At 62.7% G+C, this 17,755-nt stretch carries 19 protein-coding genes; 8 read left to right on the forward strand and 11 right to left on the reverse strand.

The window, feature by feature from the left end:
• Positions 1-61: 61 nt before the first annotated feature.
• Entirely contained in the window at positions 62-1,093 is a 1,032-nt protein-coding gene (gene pstS, locus ACFY9W_RS21530; protein WP_391134359.1) for a phosphate ABC transporter substrate-binding protein PstS, read from the reverse strand.
• Positions 1,094-1,275: 182 nt separating this feature from the next.
• On the opposite strand from pstS, the gene ppk2 reads away from it, so the two are divergent.
• On the forward strand, positions 1,276-2,193 hold the full coding sequence (gene ppk2, locus ACFY9W_RS21535) for a polyphosphate kinase 2 (protein WP_391134361.1): 918 nt from the start codon (positions 1,276-1,278) through the stop codon (positions 2,191-2,193).
• A 191-nt stretch (positions 2,194-2,384) separates the two neighbouring features.
• Here the strand turns inward: ppk2 and ACFY9W_RS21540 are convergent, their stop codons facing one another.
• The 4 genes from ACFY9W_RS21540 to ACFY9W_RS21555 all read right to left on the reverse strand — a co-directional run bounded on the left by ACFY9W_RS21540 (position 2,385) and on the right by ACFY9W_RS21555 (position 4,042).
• Positions 2,385-2,774 (reverse strand): NUDIX domain-containing protein, encoded by a 390-nt coding sequence (locus ACFY9W_RS21540; protein ID WP_050491815.1) that lies wholly within the window; start codon positions 2,772-2,774, stop codon positions 2,385-2,387.
• A 225-nt stretch (positions 2,775-2,999) separates the two neighbouring features.
• Positions 3,000-3,233 (reverse strand): hypothetical protein, encoded by a 234-nt coding sequence (locus ACFY9W_RS21545; RefSeq protein ID WP_391134364.1) that lies wholly within the window; start codon positions 3,231-3,233, stop codon positions 3,000-3,002.
• Positions 3,234-3,305: 72 nt separating this feature from the next.
• Positions 3,306-3,731 (reverse strand): MAPEG family protein, encoded by a 426-nt coding sequence (locus tag ACFY9W_RS21550; RefSeq protein ID WP_391134367.1) that lies wholly within the window; start codon positions 3,729-3,731, stop codon positions 3,306-3,308.
• The gene (locus tag ACFY9W_RS21555) at positions 3,728-4,042 is read right to left on the reverse strand and encodes a DUF2834 domain-containing protein (protein WP_391134370.1); all 315 of its coding nucleotides are present in this window, start codon (positions 4,040-4,042) and stop codon (positions 3,728-3,730) included. The genes ACFY9W_RS21550 and ACFY9W_RS21555 overlap by 4 nt, the downstream gene beginning before the upstream one ends.
• A gap of 106 nt (positions 4,043-4,148) precedes the next feature.
• Here ACFY9W_RS21555 and ACFY9W_RS21560 point away from each other — a divergent pair, with 106 nt between their 5' ends.
• On the forward strand, positions 4,149-4,967 hold the full coding sequence (locus ACFY9W_RS21560) for a helix-turn-helix domain-containing protein (protein WP_391134373.1): 819 nt from the start codon (positions 4,149-4,151) through the stop codon (positions 4,965-4,967).
• Here ACFY9W_RS21560 and ACFY9W_RS21565 read toward each other — a convergent pair.
• Together ACFY9W_RS21565 and ACFY9W_RS21570 are read right to left on the reverse strand one after the other, a co-directional pair.
• Complete coding sequence (locus ACFY9W_RS21565; protein ID WP_391134376.1) at positions 4,957-5,742, reverse strand: fumarylacetoacetate hydrolase family protein; 786 nt, start codon at positions 5,740-5,742, stop codon at positions 4,957-4,959. The genes ACFY9W_RS21560 and ACFY9W_RS21565 overlap by 11 nt on opposite strands.
• Before the next feature lie 586 nt (positions 5,743-6,328).
• Positions 6,329-6,793 (reverse strand): winged helix-turn-helix transcriptional regulator, encoded by a 465-nt coding sequence (locus tag ACFY9W_RS21570; RefSeq protein ID WP_391134379.1) that lies wholly within the window; start codon positions 6,791-6,793, stop codon positions 6,329-6,331.
• Positions 6,794-6,912: 119 nt separating this feature from the next.
• Here ACFY9W_RS21570 and ACFY9W_RS21575 point away from each other — a divergent pair, with 119 nt between their 5' ends.
• From ACFY9W_RS21575 to ACFY9W_RS21585, 3 genes are all read left to right on the forward strand, one after another.
• The gene (locus ACFY9W_RS21575) at positions 6,913-7,632 is read left to right on the forward strand and encodes an AzlC family ABC transporter permease (RefSeq protein WP_391134382.1); all 720 of its coding nucleotides are present in this window, start codon (positions 6,913-6,915) and stop codon (positions 7,630-7,632) included.
• Positions 7,629-7,931, forward strand: a complete 303-nt coding sequence (locus tag ACFY9W_RS21580; protein WP_391134385.1) for an AzlD domain-containing protein — start codon at positions 7,629-7,631, stop codon at positions 7,929-7,931. Before ACFY9W_RS21575 ends, ACFY9W_RS21580 begins: the two co-directional genes overlap by 4 nt.
• A gap of 173 nt (positions 7,932-8,104) precedes the next feature.
• Positions 8,105-8,827, forward strand: a complete 723-nt coding sequence (locus ACFY9W_RS21585) for a TetR family transcriptional regulator C-terminal domain-containing protein (RefSeq protein WP_391134387.1) — start codon at positions 8,105-8,107, stop codon at positions 8,825-8,827.
• On the opposite strand, the gene ACFY9W_RS21590 is transcribed toward ACFY9W_RS21585, so the two are convergent.
• Positions 8,799-9,275 carry an AsnC family transcriptional regulator gene (locus tag ACFY9W_RS21590; RefSeq protein ID WP_391134390.1) on the reverse strand — a complete coding sequence of 159 codons (477 nt, stop codon included), beginning with the start codon at positions 9,273-9,275 and terminating at the stop codon, positions 8,799-8,801. The genes ACFY9W_RS21585 and ACFY9W_RS21590 overlap by 29 nt on opposite strands.
• A 107-nt stretch (positions 9,276-9,382) precedes the next feature.
• On the opposite strand from ACFY9W_RS21590, the gene ACFY9W_RS21595 reads away from it, so the two are divergent.
• A complete protein-coding gene (locus ACFY9W_RS21595) occupies positions 9,383-10,228 on the forward strand; it encodes an EamA family transporter (RefSeq protein ID WP_391134393.1) in 846 nt (281 codons plus the stop codon).
• Between the two features lie 153 nt (positions 10,229-10,381).
• Positions 10,382-11,608: an MFS transporter gene (locus ACFY9W_RS21600; protein ID WP_391134396.1), complete on the forward strand. Its 1,227-nt coding sequence runs from the start codon at positions 10,382-10,384 to the stop codon at positions 11,606-11,608.
• An 89-nt stretch (positions 11,609-11,697) separates the two neighbouring features.
• Here ACFY9W_RS21600 and ACFY9W_RS21605 read toward each other — a convergent pair whose 3' ends face one another.
• The gene (locus ACFY9W_RS21605; protein ID WP_391134399.1) at positions 11,698-13,323 is read right to left on the reverse strand and encodes a methyl-accepting chemotaxis protein; all 1,626 of its coding nucleotides are present in this window, start codon (positions 13,321-13,323) and stop codon (positions 11,698-11,700) included.
• A gap of 186 nt (positions 13,324-13,509) precedes the next feature.
• Positions 13,510-14,400, reverse strand: coding sequence for an alpha/beta fold hydrolase (locus ACFY9W_RS21610; protein ID WP_391134402.1), 891 nt, complete (start codon positions 14,398-14,400; stop codon positions 13,510-13,512).
• Between the two features lie 226 nt (positions 14,401-14,626).
• On the opposite strand from ACFY9W_RS21610, the gene ACFY9W_RS21615 reads away from it, so the two are divergent.
• Positions 14,627-15,868, forward strand: coding sequence for a DUF1835 domain-containing protein (locus ACFY9W_RS21615; protein ID WP_391134405.1), 1,242 nt, complete (start codon positions 14,627-14,629; stop codon positions 15,866-15,868).
• A gap of 358 nt (positions 15,869-16,226) precedes the next feature.
• Here ACFY9W_RS21615 and ACFY9W_RS21620 read toward each other — a convergent pair whose 3' ends face one another.
• Positions 16,227-17,714 carry an aminotransferase class I/II-fold pyridoxal phosphate-dependent enzyme gene (locus ACFY9W_RS21620; RefSeq protein ID WP_391134408.1) on the reverse strand — a complete coding sequence of 496 codons (1,488 nt, stop codon included), beginning with the start codon at positions 17,712-17,714 and terminating at the stop codon, positions 16,227-16,229.
• Positions 17,715-17,755: the final 41 nt, after the last annotated feature.

A 17,755-nucleotide genomic window follows, 5' to 3' on the forward strand; every position in this document is an offset into this window, starting at 1 on the left:
CCGGGACAAGGGACAAACACCCCCGGCAGGGCTTCATGCCGATGCCGGGAGCGCCTGGGTATTACTGGATGTTGGCCGACGCTTTACGCACCTGGTCGACAACCGACGCAGGCAGCGGGATGTAGCCCATCGAGTCGGCGATGGTCTGGCCTTTGGTCAGGCTGTACTCGACCATTTCACGCATGGCTTTGGCCTTGGCCGGGTTGCCGTTGTCCTTGCGGAAGATCATCCAGGTATAGGAAGTGATCGGGTAGGACTTGGCACCGTCCGGGTCCGGCAGCCAGGCCACCAGGTTTTCCGGCATGTTCACCGCAGCCAGTGCTTCGGCACCGCTCTCGGCGTTTGGCACTACATATTGGCCGGCCTTGTTCTGCAGCACGGCGAAGTCGACCTTGGCCAGCTTGGCGAAGCCGTACTCGATGTAGCCGATGGCGCCCGGGGTCTGGCGAACGGTAGCGGTTACGCCATCGTTTTTCGGCGACTTGATGAACTTGTCGGTGGCCGGCCAGTTGACGGTGTTGCCTTCACCCAGGCCTTGCTTGAAGTCGGCGTTGATGGCCGACAGGTGCTTGGTGAAGACGGCGGTGGTGCCGCTGGAGTCGGCACGCACGACCACGGTGATCGGGGTGGCGGGCAGTTTCAGCTCAGGGTTGGCCGCAACGATTTGCGGGTCGTTCCACTGGGTGATCTTGCCGAGGAAGATGTTGGAGTACACATCGCGCGGCAGCTTCAGGCCTTTAGGGTTGCCCGGCAGGTTGTAGGCCAGCACGATTTCACCGGCGGTCATTGGCAGCAGCTGTACGCCTTCGCCAACCTTGGCAATGTCTACTTCGCTCATGGCCGAGTCACTGGCGGCGAAGTCGACGGTCTTGTTCAGGAAGTCCTGTACACCCGCCCCGCTCCCCTTGGACTGGTAGTCAACGGTGACGCCAGCGGTGTTCTTGCTGAAGTCTTTGAACCAGGTGAGGTAGATCGGTGCAGGGAAGCTGGCGCCGGAACCGGTCAGGCGAACGTTTTCGGAAGCAAAGGCTGCCGAAGTGGCGCAGAGGGATACGGCAACAGCGAGTGCAGCGGACTTCATCAGGCGTTTCATCAAAATGTGCTCCGTGTGATGGCCGGCACACTTTGCATCAGCTGTGTTACAGCTTTGTGACGGTTGAGTGGCGGGCCGCGAGGTAGAGCTTTTTGCCTGTGCCATGACGGCAGGTTGATGTCATGCGCTGGTAACCGAAGGCGGCTATCACTTGGCCACCGCAGCCTGAGCGAGCACTTGCCATGACTTTTGAAGAACACGCCCTGATGAGGCGAATCCACCGTGAACTGCTCGACCACAGCGACGAAGAACTGGAGCTGGAACTGGCTGAAGACGGCCACGACCTGAATGCGCTGTTCGACGAGCACGTCGAGGACGGCAGCGAAAAAGCAGCGCGCAGGACGTATTTTCGCGAGCTGTTCCGCCTGCAGGGCGAACTGGTAAAGCTGCAAAGCTGGGTGGTCAAGACCGGCCACAAAGTGGTGATCCTGTTCGAAGGCCGCGACGCTGCCGGCAAGGGCGGCGTGATCAAGCGCATTACCCAGCGCCTCAACCCACGGGTCTGCCGGGTGGCCGCCCTGCCCGCCCCGAACGACCGCGAGCGCACCCAGTGGTACTTCCAGCGTTATGTTTCACATTTGCCGGCAGCCGGCGAAATCGTGCTGTTCGACCGTAGCTGGTACAACCGTGCCGGCGTGGAAAAGGTCATGGGCTTTTGCAATGACGACCAGTACGAGGAATTCTTCCGCACCGTGCCGGAGTTCGAACGCATGCTGGCCCGCTCGGGGATCCAGCTGATCAAATACTGGTTCTCCATTTCCGACCAGGAGCAGCACCTGCGCTTTCTCAGCCGTATTCACGACCCGCTCAAGCAATGGAAACTCAGCCCCATGGACCTGGAGTCCCGCCGGCGCTGGGAGGCCTACACCAAGGCCAAGGAAATCATGCTTGAGCGCACCCACATTGCCGAAGCGCCCTGGTGGGTGGTGCAGGCCGACGACAAGAAGAAAGCCCGGCTCAACTGCATCCATCACCTGCTGGGGCAAATGCCCTATGAAGAAGTGGAAGTGCCGACGATCGAGCTGCCACAGCGGCTCAGAAAGGAAGACTACATCCGCAACCCTACACCGATGGACATCATTGTGCCGCAGGTTTACTGAGACCTGTCAGCGCCGCGTATCAGGGCCGCTTTGCGGCCCATCGCAGGCAAGCCAGCTCCCACAGGGCCCGCGTCAGCTTGAGGCAGTCACTCCGGGCATCGCAGCTCATGCGGTGGGTGTGGGAGCTGGCTTGCCTGCGATGGGCTGCACAGCAGCCCCAGGTTCCCGGCACAAACGGAAAAGGTACTGTATCAAGCACAACGCCTGAGCAAGGTCTTGATCGGCCGCCTGACCCGGCGCTTGGCCACCTGCCGCGGCTTGATCCAGCGGCAGGCGTCTATTTCGTTCAACGGCCGTGGTTTGTCCGCCGCCTTGCGGGCTTCGAACAAGTAGTGAATAACCCGCTCTTCCCGATACTCGCTGACAAAGCGCAGTTCATCGAATGCCAGGCCGGTTTCTTCGGCCATCTCGCGCCGGGCAGCCTGCAGCGGCGTCTCGTCGGGCTCGACCCGGCCACCGGGCAGGTTCCACTTGGCGTTGCGCTTGCGCACGAACAGTACCTGGCCGTCCTTGCGGTAGATCACCGTGGCCCGCAGCTTGATGCCTTTGCGCCTGGCTGTAGCGCTGTCCATTGCCTTCATGCGTCATCCCGGTTCGACTGGCTGGCCCGGAGCCCTGGAACGGCTCCTGTCTCAACGCTAACGGGACAATGTGTCGATTGAATGACGGCCGGTCATGCATTATCCGGCACTTCAACGGTGTGCAGGTTTCAACCGCTCAGGCAACCCTGCAGGAGTGAACACCATGCCACCCATACGGAGCCTGCCAACGCCGCGACCAGGCTTCGCCTGCGTGTTCGAAACCAATCAACCCATACCGACAAAATCGGCATCGCCGGCATTGCCGCAGCGGTTGCGGCTCGCACATTCGAATTCGGCTTGGGCACGGGTGGAAAAATTCAGGCTCAGACGCAACTTTTCCTGAGTGTCGTAAAGGTCATAGCCCTCCCCCAATGCAACGGGGAAACCGAGCCGCCGTGGGTAAACCTCTTTCTGGATTGGCACTGCGGGCACCACAACGAAGCGCGTCTGCATGATCATCCCTCTTCGGCAGTGCTTAAGTATTAGTACTGCTATGTGAAAGCATCAAGATGACTCATGCAATATTTTGGGTCAGGTGCAAAGCTTCGCTGCAATGAGGGCGCAAAAACCCACCAGGCAAATAACCCCGACGCCGTAGAACAGTGTTCGCCATGGCTGCACGCCCCGCAGGTAGGCCAGTGTGTGCAGGATGCGGGCAAGGGTAAACGCAATGCTCAACCATAATGTCGGTTGCGCCGCTGCGTGTAGGGCAACAGCCAGCCCAGCGAGCATAAAGAAAGCCGGAATGTTCTCCAGGTCATTGGCCCATACCTTGGCGGCGCGCAACACTTGCGGGCGCTCGACAGCCTGGGCGGCGCGCCCGAAAACGGCCGCATCTTCCGGATTGGTGAAAGCGATGTAGCGCAAACGGTGATAGCCCTGGTAGCAGGAAACCAGCAGCATCTTGAGAAACAGCACCACCACGCACAGTGCATAGACCTGCAGGGTACTGCTCATGGCTGCTGCCCCTGAGCAACGCCTCTGGTCACCAGGTACGACAACGGCCCCAGCGAAACGAATACCGCGGTCAGCAGCAGGTATGGCAACACCGAGGTTGCGGCGTTGCCCCGCAGGCGATTGTCCCGCACCATCCAGCAGCACGCCAGCCCCGCCATCAGGTACAGGTCAATCACCACCTGGGCGGTGTCCGGCCGCGACAACAGCGCCAGGCCGAACGCCAGCAGCGATTGCTCGGCAATCATTATCGTCCAGCCGGTATACAGCGAAAACAGCACCAGCAACGCCAGCGCGCAGATACGCAAGCCCATGTCACGCTCCTTGGTAGGGTTTGTCGGCACAGTAGTGATAGGGTTGCCTGCGCTCAATGACCCGTGAGGTCATGGACATTGCACTCAAGGACGATCAGGGCAACGCATGAACCAGCATCTGTTCCATCGAAATACCCCTGCCCCGCACACTGCCGCTGGCCAGCATCTGCGTCACCTGCGCCAGCAGGCCAACCTCAGCCAACTGGACCTGGCATTGCTGGCCGGGCTGTCGCAGCGTCACCTGAGCTGTGTGGAAACCGGGCGGGCCAGGGCCAGCCCGAGCACTTTACATGCCCTGTTGTCGGCGCTAGGTGCGCCGCTGGAGCACTGCAACGAAGTATTCGTCGCCGCCGGCTACGCACCCCGCTACGCTGCCTCACCGCTCGATGCGCCGGAACTGGCATTGGTCAATACTGCGATCGAACACATCCTGCAGGTGAACAACCCCGCACCGGCGATCGTCATCGACAGCAACTGGGATGTAATCGCCGCCAATACCAGTACCGGGCTGCTGCTGGCGATGGCCGGCGTTACCGCACAGCCCGCGACCGAACTCAATCTGCTACAGACACTGCTGTGCCCCGGTGGGCTGGGTGACCACCTGGCCAACGCGCCAGAAATCCGCGCCGCGGCCTGGCAACGTGCGTCCCGGGAGGCCGCCGGCAACCCGACGCTGGCAGAGCGCCTGCGAGGCTTGCCGGCCCCGGGCAGCCGGCTTGATGCTGCAGCGGCCACCCCCGTGCTGCTGACTCGTGTGCGAACGCCCTATGGCGAACTGAGCTTCCTGTCCACATTTACCACCTTCGGCATGCCGCAGGACATAACCGTGCAGTCACTGCGCATCGAACACTTGATCCCCGCCGACACGCAAACACGGCAGAGAATGCAGACAGCGTTCGAACAGTGGTCGATCGTTACAGCGTAAACGACAGCGTCCGGCCAATGAACCTGGCACTGACCTGATGCCCTGTCTGGCTCAGGTCGAACGGCTGGCACATGGCCCCAGTGGTGACCACATCACCCGCTTTCAGGGTCTGCCCGCGCTCGGCGGCGTGCGCATACAGGTGGGCCAGCGACACCAGCGGGTCGGTCGCTGCATCACCGGACAAACCACCCGCCCGCAATTCGCCGTCTACATACACCTCGGCGGTTTCGGCGAGGTCGGCCAGTAGCGCCACGTCGATGCCTGCGCCCAGGCTATCGCTGATTACCAGTGCCTCGAAGCCGACGTTGTCGGCGACAAAGCTCGGCCAGCCGACAGCCTTGCGGTCGACGAAACGCGAGCGCACCACTTCGAAGGTGACGCAAGTGGCACGGATATCTTCGCTGACCGGTGCGCGGCCGGCTTGTGGGGGGATATCACGGTCCAGAACGAAGGCAACTTCGCACTCGATGGTCACTGGCGTCACAGCCGGCAGCTGTATATGCGCGCCGTCTTCGTGGCAGCGCTTGTCTTCGAGCTGGCCGACCAGGGGCCGGGACAGATTGGCCGCACGCATGCCAGCCGGGCTACCGACGCCAAGCTTCCACCCGCAACGCTGGCCCGCCGCGGCAGCAAACAGCTGGTCCTGGCTGTCGTAGCCTTGCTTCAGGGTCTCGGGCTTGAGGCTGGCGGGCAGTTCCGTCAGCAGTTCACCACTGCGCCAGTGCTGTAACAACAAGGCGGCGGTACGTTGGGATACGAAGAGCGAACTGTTCATCAAGACCTCATGGTGATGGGCGTTGGCGGGGTTCAGATGCTAGGGCCTGGCATTGATAAGGATAAATATATTGTCATGATGCCTGGGATCACAATCCGTTATGAATTTGCCCATCGCGACACCAGGCCGCGCTCATGGAACTGCACATAACTTACTGATTTAACCGGAACTCTGTGGGAGCGGGCTAGCCCGCGAACACCGGCAAAGCCGGTGCCATGCACTGCGTTGCATTCTTCGCGGGCGCGCCCGCTCCCACAGGGTAGGCGCAGCGCCCAGCATCAGTTTCACCAATGCGCTCACATTCGCGTGGCAAGCGGGTGAAGGCGCCAATATCTACTTGGATCTGGGTGATGTGCTGCTGGGCAGCCCCCCGCCGGCAAGCCAGCTCTCATGGAACTGCACATCACTTACTGATTTAGCAGGGACCCTGTGGGAGCGGGCATGCCCGCGAACACCGGCGCAGCCGGTGCCATGCACCGCTTTGGATTCTTCGCGGGAACGCCCGCTCCCACAGAGATTGCGCAAGCATGGAGATTTTGAACAAAATCGTTTTCCCACAGGTATAACGCAGGGTGACTTGCCGCAGTTAAACCGGCAGTTCGGTGGTCAGTTTGATCTTCTCCATCGGCACTTCGGTCTTCACGTTCTGCACCACGCTCAAACTGGTCAGGTGCTTCACCTGGAAGCGGCGATACGCCTCCAGGTCCGCCGCAACCACCCGCAGCATCAAATCACAATCGCCCGCCATCACATGGCACTCCACCACCTCTGGCAACAGGCGCACGGCCTCGACGAACTCATCCGTCGTATCCTGATCCTGACGCTTGAGCCACACCCGCACGAACAGGGTCAACCCCAGCGCCACCTTCGCCGGGTCGAGCAATGCCACGTAGCGCTCGATCACCCCCGCCTCCTCCAATAAGCGCACCCGACGCAGGCATGGCGATGCAGACAACCCCACCTGCCTGGCCAACTCCTGGTTCTGCAGCCGGCCATCACGCTGCAGCGCCCGCAGGATACGGCGATCGATGGCATCGAGCTTGATTGGCATTGGTTTAGATCCTTTTCCAGATTAGCAGCAGCAGATGCCAAATCCTCCGCGCACCATTGCAACTACGCAAGCCAATTTCAGCGATTCATTGGAATAATTTTCCTTCACCGGAGGAAACCATGAATACCCTTGAACCTGTACTGAGCGATCCCCCCGCCACAACACCGCCAAGCGAATTGCGCCGTGGCGCCATTGCCGCCTTGCCGGTGCTGCTGGGCTTCATCCCCTTCTCCCTGGTCCTCGGCGCGCAGGCGTCCCAACACCAGCTTTCAGCTGGCGCGGTGGCGCTGATAACCGGGCTCAACTTCGGTGGTGGCTCGGAGTTCGCCGCCATCGAACTATGGACCTCACCGCCGGCGATCCTGGTGATTGTCGCCATGACCCTGCTGGTCAACAGTCGCCACCTGCTGATGGGCGCCACCCTGGCGCCGTACCTGCATCACCTGCCACTACCCAAGGCACTGGGGGCGCTGTTCTTCATGTGCGACGAGAGCTGGGCCATGGGCCTGGCCGATGCACGCCAGCGCGGTGGCTTCAGCCTGCGCTATTTCATGGGTGTGTCATTGTGCCTTTGGGCCACGTGGGTCACCTTCACCAGCCTCGGCGCGCAAGCCGGGCCGCTGCTCGGCGACCTGCGCAGCTATGGCTTCGACATGGCCTTCGCCGCCGTCTTCCTGGTGCTGCTCAAGGGCATGTGGAAAGGTGTGCATGCCGCCTTGCCGTGGTTGTTCAGTCTGTTCACCGCAGCGCTGTTCTACCTGCTGATCCCCGGCGGCTGGTACGTGCTTGCAGGCACCGTGGCCGGCCTGGTAACCGCCTACCTGTGGGCCAAGCCATGATCGACGTCGCGACGCTGACCACCATCATCGGTATGGCCGTTGTCACCTACCTGACCCGTGCGCTGGGCTTTGTCCTGCTGCGCAAGCGCACCCTGGGGCCGCAGCTGACCCAGGTGCTGAACGCCGCGCCCGGCTGCGTGCTGATTGCAGTGATCGCACACAAGTTCGTGACCGGGCAGCCGGCCGACCTGATTGCGCTGGGCCTGACCGTATACGCCGCGAGCCGTTACGCCATCCTGCCGGTGGTGCTGTTTGCAATTGTCATCACCGGCCTGCTGCGCCTGCTTTTACCTGCGTGATCAGGCTGGAAGGGCTTCATCGAGGCCCCTGCCGCCTCCCTCGCCACATTTCCGCCATTGCCGATGCACTTACACCTCGTGCACAGCGCTGCCTTGCAACGCCTCGCTAAAAACATGACACTCGCTATATACTTTTTTATACATCGAAACCCGAAAGCCTAGATGACGCCTTGATGTACGCTCAAACCAATACACCGAACGCTGCCAACGACCAAGGTGCCGCCCTGCACGGCGCGCTTGATCAGTCGCTTGGCAACCCTGGTATACGACGCAAGAACCTCAAGCTGATACTGAGGGCTGCCAGCGAAGCGTTTTCCGTGGGCGGTTTCACCGCCACCCATTCGCACGACATTGCCGAACGCGCCGGTTTGCCCAAGGCCAATCTCTATTACTACTTCCAGAGCAAGGAAAACCTTTACGTCCAGGTGCTGATGAGCTTTCTCGAGCCGTTGCTGAAGGCCTCGGCAGCGCTGCGCCACAGCGACGACCCGGTGCTTGGCCTGCGGGCCTATATCAAGGCCCGCATCCGCATCATTCGCGAACACCCGTTCGCTGCCACCGTGTTCAGCCAGGAGTTGCTGTCAGGGGGCAAACGCCTGCCCGAGGCGGGCAAGCACATGCTGCAGGAAGAGGCCCGGCGCAACGTGGTGTGGCTGCGCCACTGGATCGAAGTTGGCCGGCTGGCACCCTGTGACCCTGAGCACCTGATGATCTTCATCTGGTCGGCAACCCGCACCTACAGCAACCTGGCCTGGCAGATGGCGCAGGTCAGGGGCCTACCCGCACCTGACAAGTCGGACTACGACCTGGCTACCAGGACAGTCACCCGGATGGTGCTGGGCGGCGTCGTGCCTGGACAACAAGCCGCTAGACTGGAACACCCAGGCCCACCTTGACCTTGTCCAGCACAATCAGCGTGCGGTAGGTCAGGATGTCTTCGTTGTCGGCAAAGTGCAGCCGCACCAGTTTTTCGAAATGCGCCACGTCACGCGCCAGCATGACGATGATGAATGACACGCCACCGTTGACGAAGTAGCACTGCTGTATTTCCGCCACATTGGCGAAATAGCGCTTGGCCCGGTCCATTACCAGCGAACGGTCGTCGCGCAGGCGCGACTCGACGATGGCGGTAATCATCTGGCCAACACGTTCCGGGGCAATCACCGAGGTGTTGGCCGCAATCACCCCACTGGCCTCCATCTGCGCAACCCGCCGCTGCACGGCGGGCGTGGACAGGCCGATATCCTCGGCAATGGCGCGCTGCGAAGTCTTGTTGTCTTGCTGCAGCAAACGCAGGATCGCGTGATCGAAGCTGTCCAGCGGACGGTTGGTGCAGTCACTCATGTTCGGGTTCCAAAGAAAGCAGTTCACTCATCAGGGGCCTATTTTCACAGCAATTGCTTCGCAGGCCGAGCACTAAAATGGCGCCACGAATGTTGCTGGAGCCACGCGTGGACGCAAAAAATGCTGGAACCTTCGCCCCGGTCGGTGCTGCCATCGTGGCACTGTTATCGGTGCAGACCGGGGCGGCCTTGGCCAAGACCCTGTTTCCACTGGTTGGGCCCGAGGGCGTGGTCGCCTTGCGGCTGGGCCTGTCGGCGCTGATCTTGCTGGCGCTTCTGCGCCCTTGGCGCATCTGGCGCCAGGCCAACATGCTGCACCTGCTGGGCTATGGCCTGATGATGGGCCTGATGAACATCCTGATCTATCGCGCCTTCCTGTATATCCCGGTGGGTATTGCGGTTTCCATCGAAGTCATCGGCCCGCTTGGGGCGGCCTTGCTGTCTTCGCGGCGGCGGATCGACTTGCTGTGGATCGCCTTGTCGGGCGCCGGGCTTACCTTGCTGCCTTGGGGGACGGACAGCCAGGGCTTGGACCCGCGCGGGGTCATGTACTCGCTCGCTGCCGCATTGGCGTGGGGGTTGTATGTGGTGCTGGGCAGCAAAGTCGCGGTTCATGGCAAGCAGTCTGTCGCCACCGGCATGTTGTTCGCGGCGCTGCTGGGGGTACCGCTTGGCGTCAACCACGCCGGGGTTGAGCTGTTGGCCCCGTGGGTGCTCATGGTAGGGTTGGGCGTGGCCCTGCTTTCCAGTACAGTGCCGTTTTTGCTCGATATGTACGCAATGCGCCACCTGCCGCCAAGCATTTTTGGCGTGCTGCTCAGCGCTTCGCCGGCAGCAGGGGCAATCGCCGGCTGGCTGATCCTCAACGAAGTGCTGACGTTGACCCAGTGGCTGGGCATTGCCGCCATTGCCATGGCCTGCGCGGGGGCGGCGCTGGTGGGGCGCGGCCGATAGCGGCCGCTCTGCGCAAGGCGTTTCATCGATTGCGCTGATGATTACTATCACCCGAGCCGCCTGTCTGCCTGGCAGGCGTGCCCCCTATAATCCCCGCCGAATCCCCCCTCTTGCGCCTGCTACAGGCGACATCCCTCCTTGGAATCCGACACCATGCCAAGTGCCAGCCAGGCCCCTCGGGCCGTCCCCGAACACAATCAACAAAGCGTCACCCAGCAGTGGCTGGCGATTCTCTCGGTCGCCGTCGGCGCCTTTGCCCTGGTCACCAGCGAGTTCCTGCCGGTGGGCGTACTCAACGACGTGGCCAGTGACCTGGGTATCAGTGCGGGCCTGGCCGGCTTGATGGTAACCCTGCCCGGCATCATGGCCGCGCTGGCCGCCCCGATCATTTCCGTGGGCGTTGGTGCGCTGGACCGGCGCTACCTGCTGATCGGCCTGACGCTGATCATGATCATCGCCAACGCCATCGTCGCCTATGCCGGCGACTTCAACCTGCTGCTGGTCGGGCGTGTGCTGCTGGGTGTGAGCATCGGCGGCTTCTGGGCCACTGCCATCGCACTCAGCGGCCGCCTGGCACCTGATGGCATGGGCGTGGCCAAGGCCAACTCGATCATCATGGCTGGCGTAACCCTGGCGACCGTGGTGGGCGTGCCTGTGGGCACCTGGCTAAGCGGCCTGATGGGCTGGCGCATGACCTTCCTGGTTACCGCACTGGTGGGCGTGCCGGTGCTGCTGGCACAGGTGTTCCTGCTGCCACGGCTGATGCCGGAAAAGGCCATTCGCGTCAGCGACCTGCCGGCGTTGTTCATCAACCCACAAGCACGGGTCGGCTTGATTGCCGTGCTGCTGATCGGCCTGGCGCACTTTGCCGCGTATACCTATGTGGCGCCGTTCTTCAAGCAGAATGCCGGCTTTGACGGGCCTACCATTGGTTCGTTGCTGCTGCTGTACGGCGTGGCGGGCTTCATGGGTAACATCTTCGCCGGCTTTGCTGCCAACCGCAGCGTGCGGCACACCTTGATGCTGGTCGCGTTCATGATTGCCGTGAGCACCGCCCTGTTCCCGCACTTCGCCACCAGCATGACTGGCGCGGCGATGCTGATCGCGCTGTGGGGCTTCGCCTTTGGTGCGTTCCCCGCCTGCGCCAACATCTGGATGTTCGTGGTGGCACCCAAGGATGTGGAACGTGGCATGCCGCTGTTCGTGGCCATGTTCCAGGTGATCATCGCCGTGGGTTCATTTTTCGGCGGGCAGGTGGTCGACCATATGGGCACGGCCGTGCTGTTGAGCCTGGCCACGGCGCTGGTGGGCTGTGGATTTGTCACGGTGCTGGTGCTGGGGCGTAATGTGAGCAATAGCCTGGCGGCGCAGCCGGGCTGAAGGGCAAATATCCAGACGGGGCCGCTTTGCGGCCCTTCGCGGGCGCGCCCGCTCCCACAGGGTGAGCGGGCTGCTTGCAGATTCGTAAGTTACACCCTGAACCGCGCCACCAGCGCCGTCATCTCCCCTACCAAACCCGCCATTGCCTTGCTCGCCTCGCTGGTCTGTTGCGCCCCCGCCGCCGACTGGTCCGACAGCTCGCGAATGTTCAGCAGGTTGCGGTCCACCTCCCGCGCCACCTGGGCCTGCTCTTCGGCCGCACTGGCAATCACCAGGTTACGCTCGTTGATTTCGCCAATCGCACTGTAGATACCCTCCAGCACCTGCCCTGAGGCCAGGGTCACGTCCAGCGTCGACTGGGCGCGGTTGGTGCTGGCCTGCATCGAGGCCACCGCCGCTTCGGTGCCAGCCTGCACACGGCCGATCATCTGTTCGATTTCCTGGGTCGACTGCTGTGTACGGTAGGCCAACGTGCGGACCTCGTCCGCCACCACCGCAAAACCGCGGCCGGCCTCACCCGCGCGGGCCGCTTCGATGGCGGCATTGAGCGCCAGCAGGTTGGTTTGTTCGGACACCGAGCGGATCACTTCCAGCACCTTGCCGATGTCCCGCACCTGCCCAACCAGTTGCTCCAGGTGCGCGCTGCTGGTCTGGATCTCGCGGGTCATGGCCTCGGTGCCGTCAATGTTGTCGCTGACTTGCCGGCGGCTTTGCGCGGCCAGCTGGTTGGACTCACTGGTGGTTTGCGAGGTGGTGATGGCGTTGCGCGCAACTTCTTCCACCGCCGTGGTCATTTCTGTAACAGCGGTGGCAGCCTGCTCCAGTTCCTGGCCCTGCTGGCGCAGGTTGCTGGCGCTTTGTTCGGTAACCGCGTTCAACGCCGTGGCGGCTGCGTCCAGCTGCCCGGCACAGTTGCTGATCTGCCCCAGGGTGTCACGCTGGCTCTGTTGCATGCGTTGCAGTTCGTGGAACAGTTGGCCGATCTCGTTAGTGCCCTGCCCTTGTACCGGCACACTCAGGTCACCCCCGGCAATACGCTGAAAATGCCGACCGGCTTCACGCAGCGGGTGCAGCACGCGCTGGGCAATGAACGCCCAGCACAACACCGCCAGCAGCAATGTAACGCCCAGCAGCCCAAGGCTCAGCAGTTGGGCGCGGGCCAGGCGACGGTCGGATTCCAGCATGATCTGCTGGCCGCGGTCGCTCAAGGCGCTGACCAGTTGCTGGCGCAGCGCCTGCAACCGACCCATGGCGTTGCCGGCGTCGGTGTTGACCTTGAAGTACTGCTCCAGCGAACGCTGGCGGGTCGCCTCACGCTGCCCGGCAACTGCCTTGGCGTACTCGGCAAAGGTGGCCTGCAGTTCGGTGGCCAGTGCATGCTGGGCGGGCTCACGGGCGTTTTCGACGAATGCGTCTACCAGCTTCTGGCTCTTGTCGTTCAACTCAACCGACAAGGCCATGCGCTTGCCAGCGCTCTCGTCATGGCCGCCCAACTGCTCGATAAAGCCTGACGACACGTTGGCGCTGGCGCGAATTGCCATCAACAGCGCGTTGTTCAACCGGTCCGACTGGTGCGCAGTCTGGTCCAGTTCGGTGATCTGCTGGTCGCTGCCCACGGCAGCCTGCCAGGCGCTGACGGTGGAAAACAGCAGGGTCAGGCTGAACAATGACAGCACCCAGAACATTCCAGTACGTATCTTCAGGTTGGCAAGCATGCGGGCAGTACTCCTTGTTGGCACCACTTCTGGTCGCTGATTCGACGGTGGGTGTGCAGCTATCGGAGGTGCCGGCGCAGGCTTGAGGCGCCAGGAAGTGGTTATGGGCGGTAACCGAACAGATGTTGCCAACGGCAGCGCATTGAAGGCATGACCCTCCCGGCCAACAGCGCCGGGCGGGCCACCTCATCGGCCAAGGAAGTCGATGACTGCCGTGGCGAATGCCTGGGGCTGGTCCAGCATGACGAAATGGAAGCTGCCATCGATACGTTTGAAGCTGGCGCCGGGTGCGCTGGCGTAGGCGTTGCGGAAGGTGCCATCAACCCACTCAACCGGAATGCCGAACTGCGTGTCATAGGCATACACGACCTCTAATGGCGCCCGAATGCGGGCGAGTTCCGGGCGCAGGTCGGTGGTCATCAGCTCATAGGTGGCGTTGGCTACCGTGATGCGGTCCGAGCGCAGCGCCGTTTCGGCCAGTGCCGGCCTGGCCGCCTCGGTCTTGACCAACCGGGCGATGGCGCTGCGCTGCATGGCTTCGGCCTGCTCCGCCGGGGCCGCCAACGTCGCATCGCGCAAGGCCGCAGCCTGCGGCACGGCCGCTTCGGCGGTGGCAGTGGGGTCGATCAGCAAGGTGTAGAACGGCATCGCGTCCACCACCATCAGCCGCCCTACCTGTTCGGGAAAGCGCGCTCCGAGCATCAACGCAACCTCGCCGCCCAGCGAGTGGCCAATGATGGCCGGCGCTGCAAGGTGCTGGCTGCGGATATAGTCTGCGACCGCTTCGGCGACCGGTGCGGCCACGCGCCCATCCCCCGCAGCTACGGCAGGCGAACCGGCAAAGCCTGCAACCTGCACCAGGTGCAGGCGGTGCTGTTGGCGCAGGGCGCTGGCGAGCCCCGCCCACACCTCACGGGATGAGGCCAGCCCGGGGATCAGGATGACGTCTGGCCCGGCCCCCTCGACCGTTACCGAAATACGTTTATCCGCAGGGGGCGCTGGCTGGCCTGGTGCGGCCAGTGCCGAGGTCAGCGACAGGCTGGTGCCGATTGCCGCAAGCAGCGTACGTAGGCGCATGGTTGGCATTCCTTTGACTTCAACCGAGTAGAGCCCGCCACTATAAAGCGCATGGCAACCTACAGGAAAACTATCGTTTGCAACCGGGAGCCCTGCACCGTTAAAGTCGGGGCCTGGGCGCCGGCTGCGCCTGCGGTCCGCGCGAAGGGGTTGCCCGAGCCTTGTGTCATCACATTCCCATACCAGCTCCCGGCTTGTCGGCGGACCGAGCCCCAAAGGAGTTGGCATGCCCGCCATCAATGCGTCCCGCCACCACGGCCTGCTCGACCTGCCTGCCTTGCGCAAACGCGCCAAGCGCTTGCTGAGCGCACTTAAAAACCACGAAGCCGACGACGCCCGCGAGCAACTGCGCACGCTTGGCCTGCCCGGCCCCGACTACCGGCTTGCCGACACCCAATGGCTGGTGGCCCGCGAGGCTGGCTTTGCCAGCTGGCCAAGGCTCAAGGCCCATGCCGATGCCGTGGCTTTCGCCGCACGCCACCCCAACTTTCGCGCCGATGACGAGGCCGCCGTGCAGCATTGGCGCTGCGGTAACGACATCGCCCACAGCTTGTGCACCGCCGGGTTTACCGGCGCCTTCCAGATGTTCGACGACCCCATGGTAATGGGGCCTGTGCCAGCACTGCCCGAAGACCAGTACTGGCAGGTTCGCAGTGCCTACGTACAACAGGCGTTCAAGCTGAGCACCCCGGACCTTGAACAGCGCCAGGCGGCACAGCGCAGCGCATTGGCCGAACTGAACCAGGACAGCAAGATTGTGCTGTGGTGCGAAGCCGACGCTTACGACCAGCTGTTCCTGATTCGTGTGCTCGCCAGCCTGCCCACCTTGCCGCGTCGGCTGGAGCTGATCGAAATTGACCAGGTACCCGGCATTGAACGCTTCATCGGCATCGGGCAACTGGCCCCCGACCTGTTGGCCTGGCTGTGGCCACAACGTCGTGCACTGGGTGAGGATGCACTGGCCCTTGCGCGCCAGGCATGGGCGGCCTACACCGCAACCGATCCGCAGGTATGGGCAAGCCTGGCTGGCCGCCAGCACGAGGCCTTGCCGTTGCTGGGCCGTGCATTGGCGCGCCAGCTTCAGGAGCTGCCGGGGGCAAATGATGGCTTGAGCCTTACCGAACGCCTGCTGCTGCGCGTACTGGCGTCACGCGGCGAGCTGGCGGCCGGGCGCGTGTTTGGCCAGTTGATGATGCAGGATGATCCCCTGCCTTACCTGGGTGACATGATGTTCCATGTGTTGCTGCAGCCCTTGATCCATGGGCCGCAACCGCTGCTGCAGGAAGGCCCGGGAGAGGCCTGGGCACAGCGACTGCTGCGGTTGACGCCGCTGGCCGAACAGGTGCTTGCTGGGAAGGTACACTGGCTTGATTGCAACCCTGCGCCGCGTTGGGTTGGCGGGGTGTTGGTGGATGCGGCTGACAGGCCTTGGGTGGTCAGCGAACAAGGTAAGGTGTGGCGGCGCTGATGCTTTCGTAGGGCTGGCACTGGCGCCAGCATCTTCGCGAGCCATTGTGAGAGCGGGTTCACCCGCAGGCACCGCGTTGAATGGCACGGGCTTCGCCCGTGTCCCGGCGGTTTGACGCATCGGCAACCCCGCTCTCATAGAACTGCGCATCACTTACTGATTTAGCTGGGACCCTGTGGGAGCGGGCGTGCCCGCGAACACCGGCGCAGCCGGTGCCATACACCGCGTTGGGTTCTTCGCGGGCACGCCCGCTCCCACAGGGTACGCGCTGCGCTCGGCATCAGTTCTCTGCGCGACAGCGCAGCCTAATGGGCTGGGCAATCCCCCACAGGATTACATCCGGGCGAGTATTTCCTTTTCAGCCCGTGGATATTGCCTTCGCTGCTTGAACCAGGCGCTCGGTGGCCAACCGGATTTCATCCACATCCAGCGAAGCAAACCCCAGGCGCAGGGCATTCTCGGTATGCCCAAACGGCGAGAACTGCCGCCCACTGCGCACGACCAGATCCAGCGCCAGCGCTTGTTCGACCAACTGATCCACATTGATCGCATCACCAAACCGCACCCACAGCGCCAGCCCGCCTTCCGGTTCCTGTACGCTGATCTGCTCGCCGAACCCAGCGCGCAAGCATGCCAACAGGGTCTCCCGGCGCCGACGGTAGTCGCGGTTGACCCGGCGCAAGTGCTTTTTCAGCTCGCCCTCATTGATCAAGTCCGCCAGCATGCGCTGCATCACCGCATCACCCTGCCCCAGGGTCAGCGTTGCCCTGCGCTCCAGCACGGCAATGACCTCCACCGGTGCCACGATATAGCTGCAACGGAACGTGCTGCCCAAGGGCTTGGACAACGTGCCGATGTAGATCACATGCCGCTGCTGGCGGTCGCTGGCCAAAGGCAGATAGGGCCGCCCGGAGAAGTGGTATTCGTAGTCGTAGTCCTCCTCCACCAGGCAAAAGTCGTGCTGGCGCGCCAGCTCCAGCAGCTGCTGCCGGCGCCCGGCCGGCAGGCTGACGGTAGTCGGGAACTGGTGATGAGGGGTGATGTACATCATCCGCACCTTGTGCCGCCGGCACAGGGCATCGATCTGATCAACCCGGCACCCCTCATGGTCCAGTTCCACGGTAACCAGGCGGGCACCCAACTGGCGGAAAATCTCCAACGCAGGCGGATAGCTCAGCCGCTCGACCAGCACCACATCACCTGGCTTGAGCAACACACTGGCGACGAGGAACAGTGACATCTGCACACCTTGGGTCAGGCAAACCTGCTCGGCGCCAATGTTCAGGCTGCGATTGTGCCGCAGCATGTCAGCCAAGGCGGCGCGCAGGTAAAGGCTGCTGCATTCGCTGCCATGGCGAACACTGTTGCTGGCAAAGCTGCTGCGCAAGGCATTGCGGTAATAGCGATGCAGCACCGCCTGCGGCAACAGGCGATGGTCACAGGCGCCATTGTCGAAAAACAAGGCACCCGGGCGCCCTTGCTGTGCGGCAGCCTGTTCGTTCGCCGTGAAGTAGGGAACGGCAGGTTCCTCTGGCAGCGCCAGGGCAAAAGGCCGCGCGGTATCGGGCTTGGCAAGTGTTACACCCGCCAGCTGCTGGCTGACAAAGGTGCCCCGGCGCTGCACGCTTTGCAGCCAGCCTTTGGTTTCGGCTTCCTCATAGGCCAGGATCACCGTCTTGCGGTTGACGTTCAGCTGCTTCGCCATCTCCCGCGTGCCCGGCAACGGCGTGCCAGGGCGCAGGCGGCCCTCGCTGATCGCGGCCACCAGCCCCTCGACGATTTGCCGGTACGATGCCTGCGCCCCATCAAGCTTGAGCAACGGCTGCCATTTGCGAAGCTGGACCATATGAATTATCCAAATCTGGAGGTTCTGCTGGTCCTGGACTA

This window comes from Pseudomonas sp. NPDC008258 (assembly GCF_042956345.1).
Lineage (GTDB): Bacteria > Pseudomonadota > Gammaproteobacteria > Pseudomonadales > Pseudomonadaceae > Aquipseudomonas.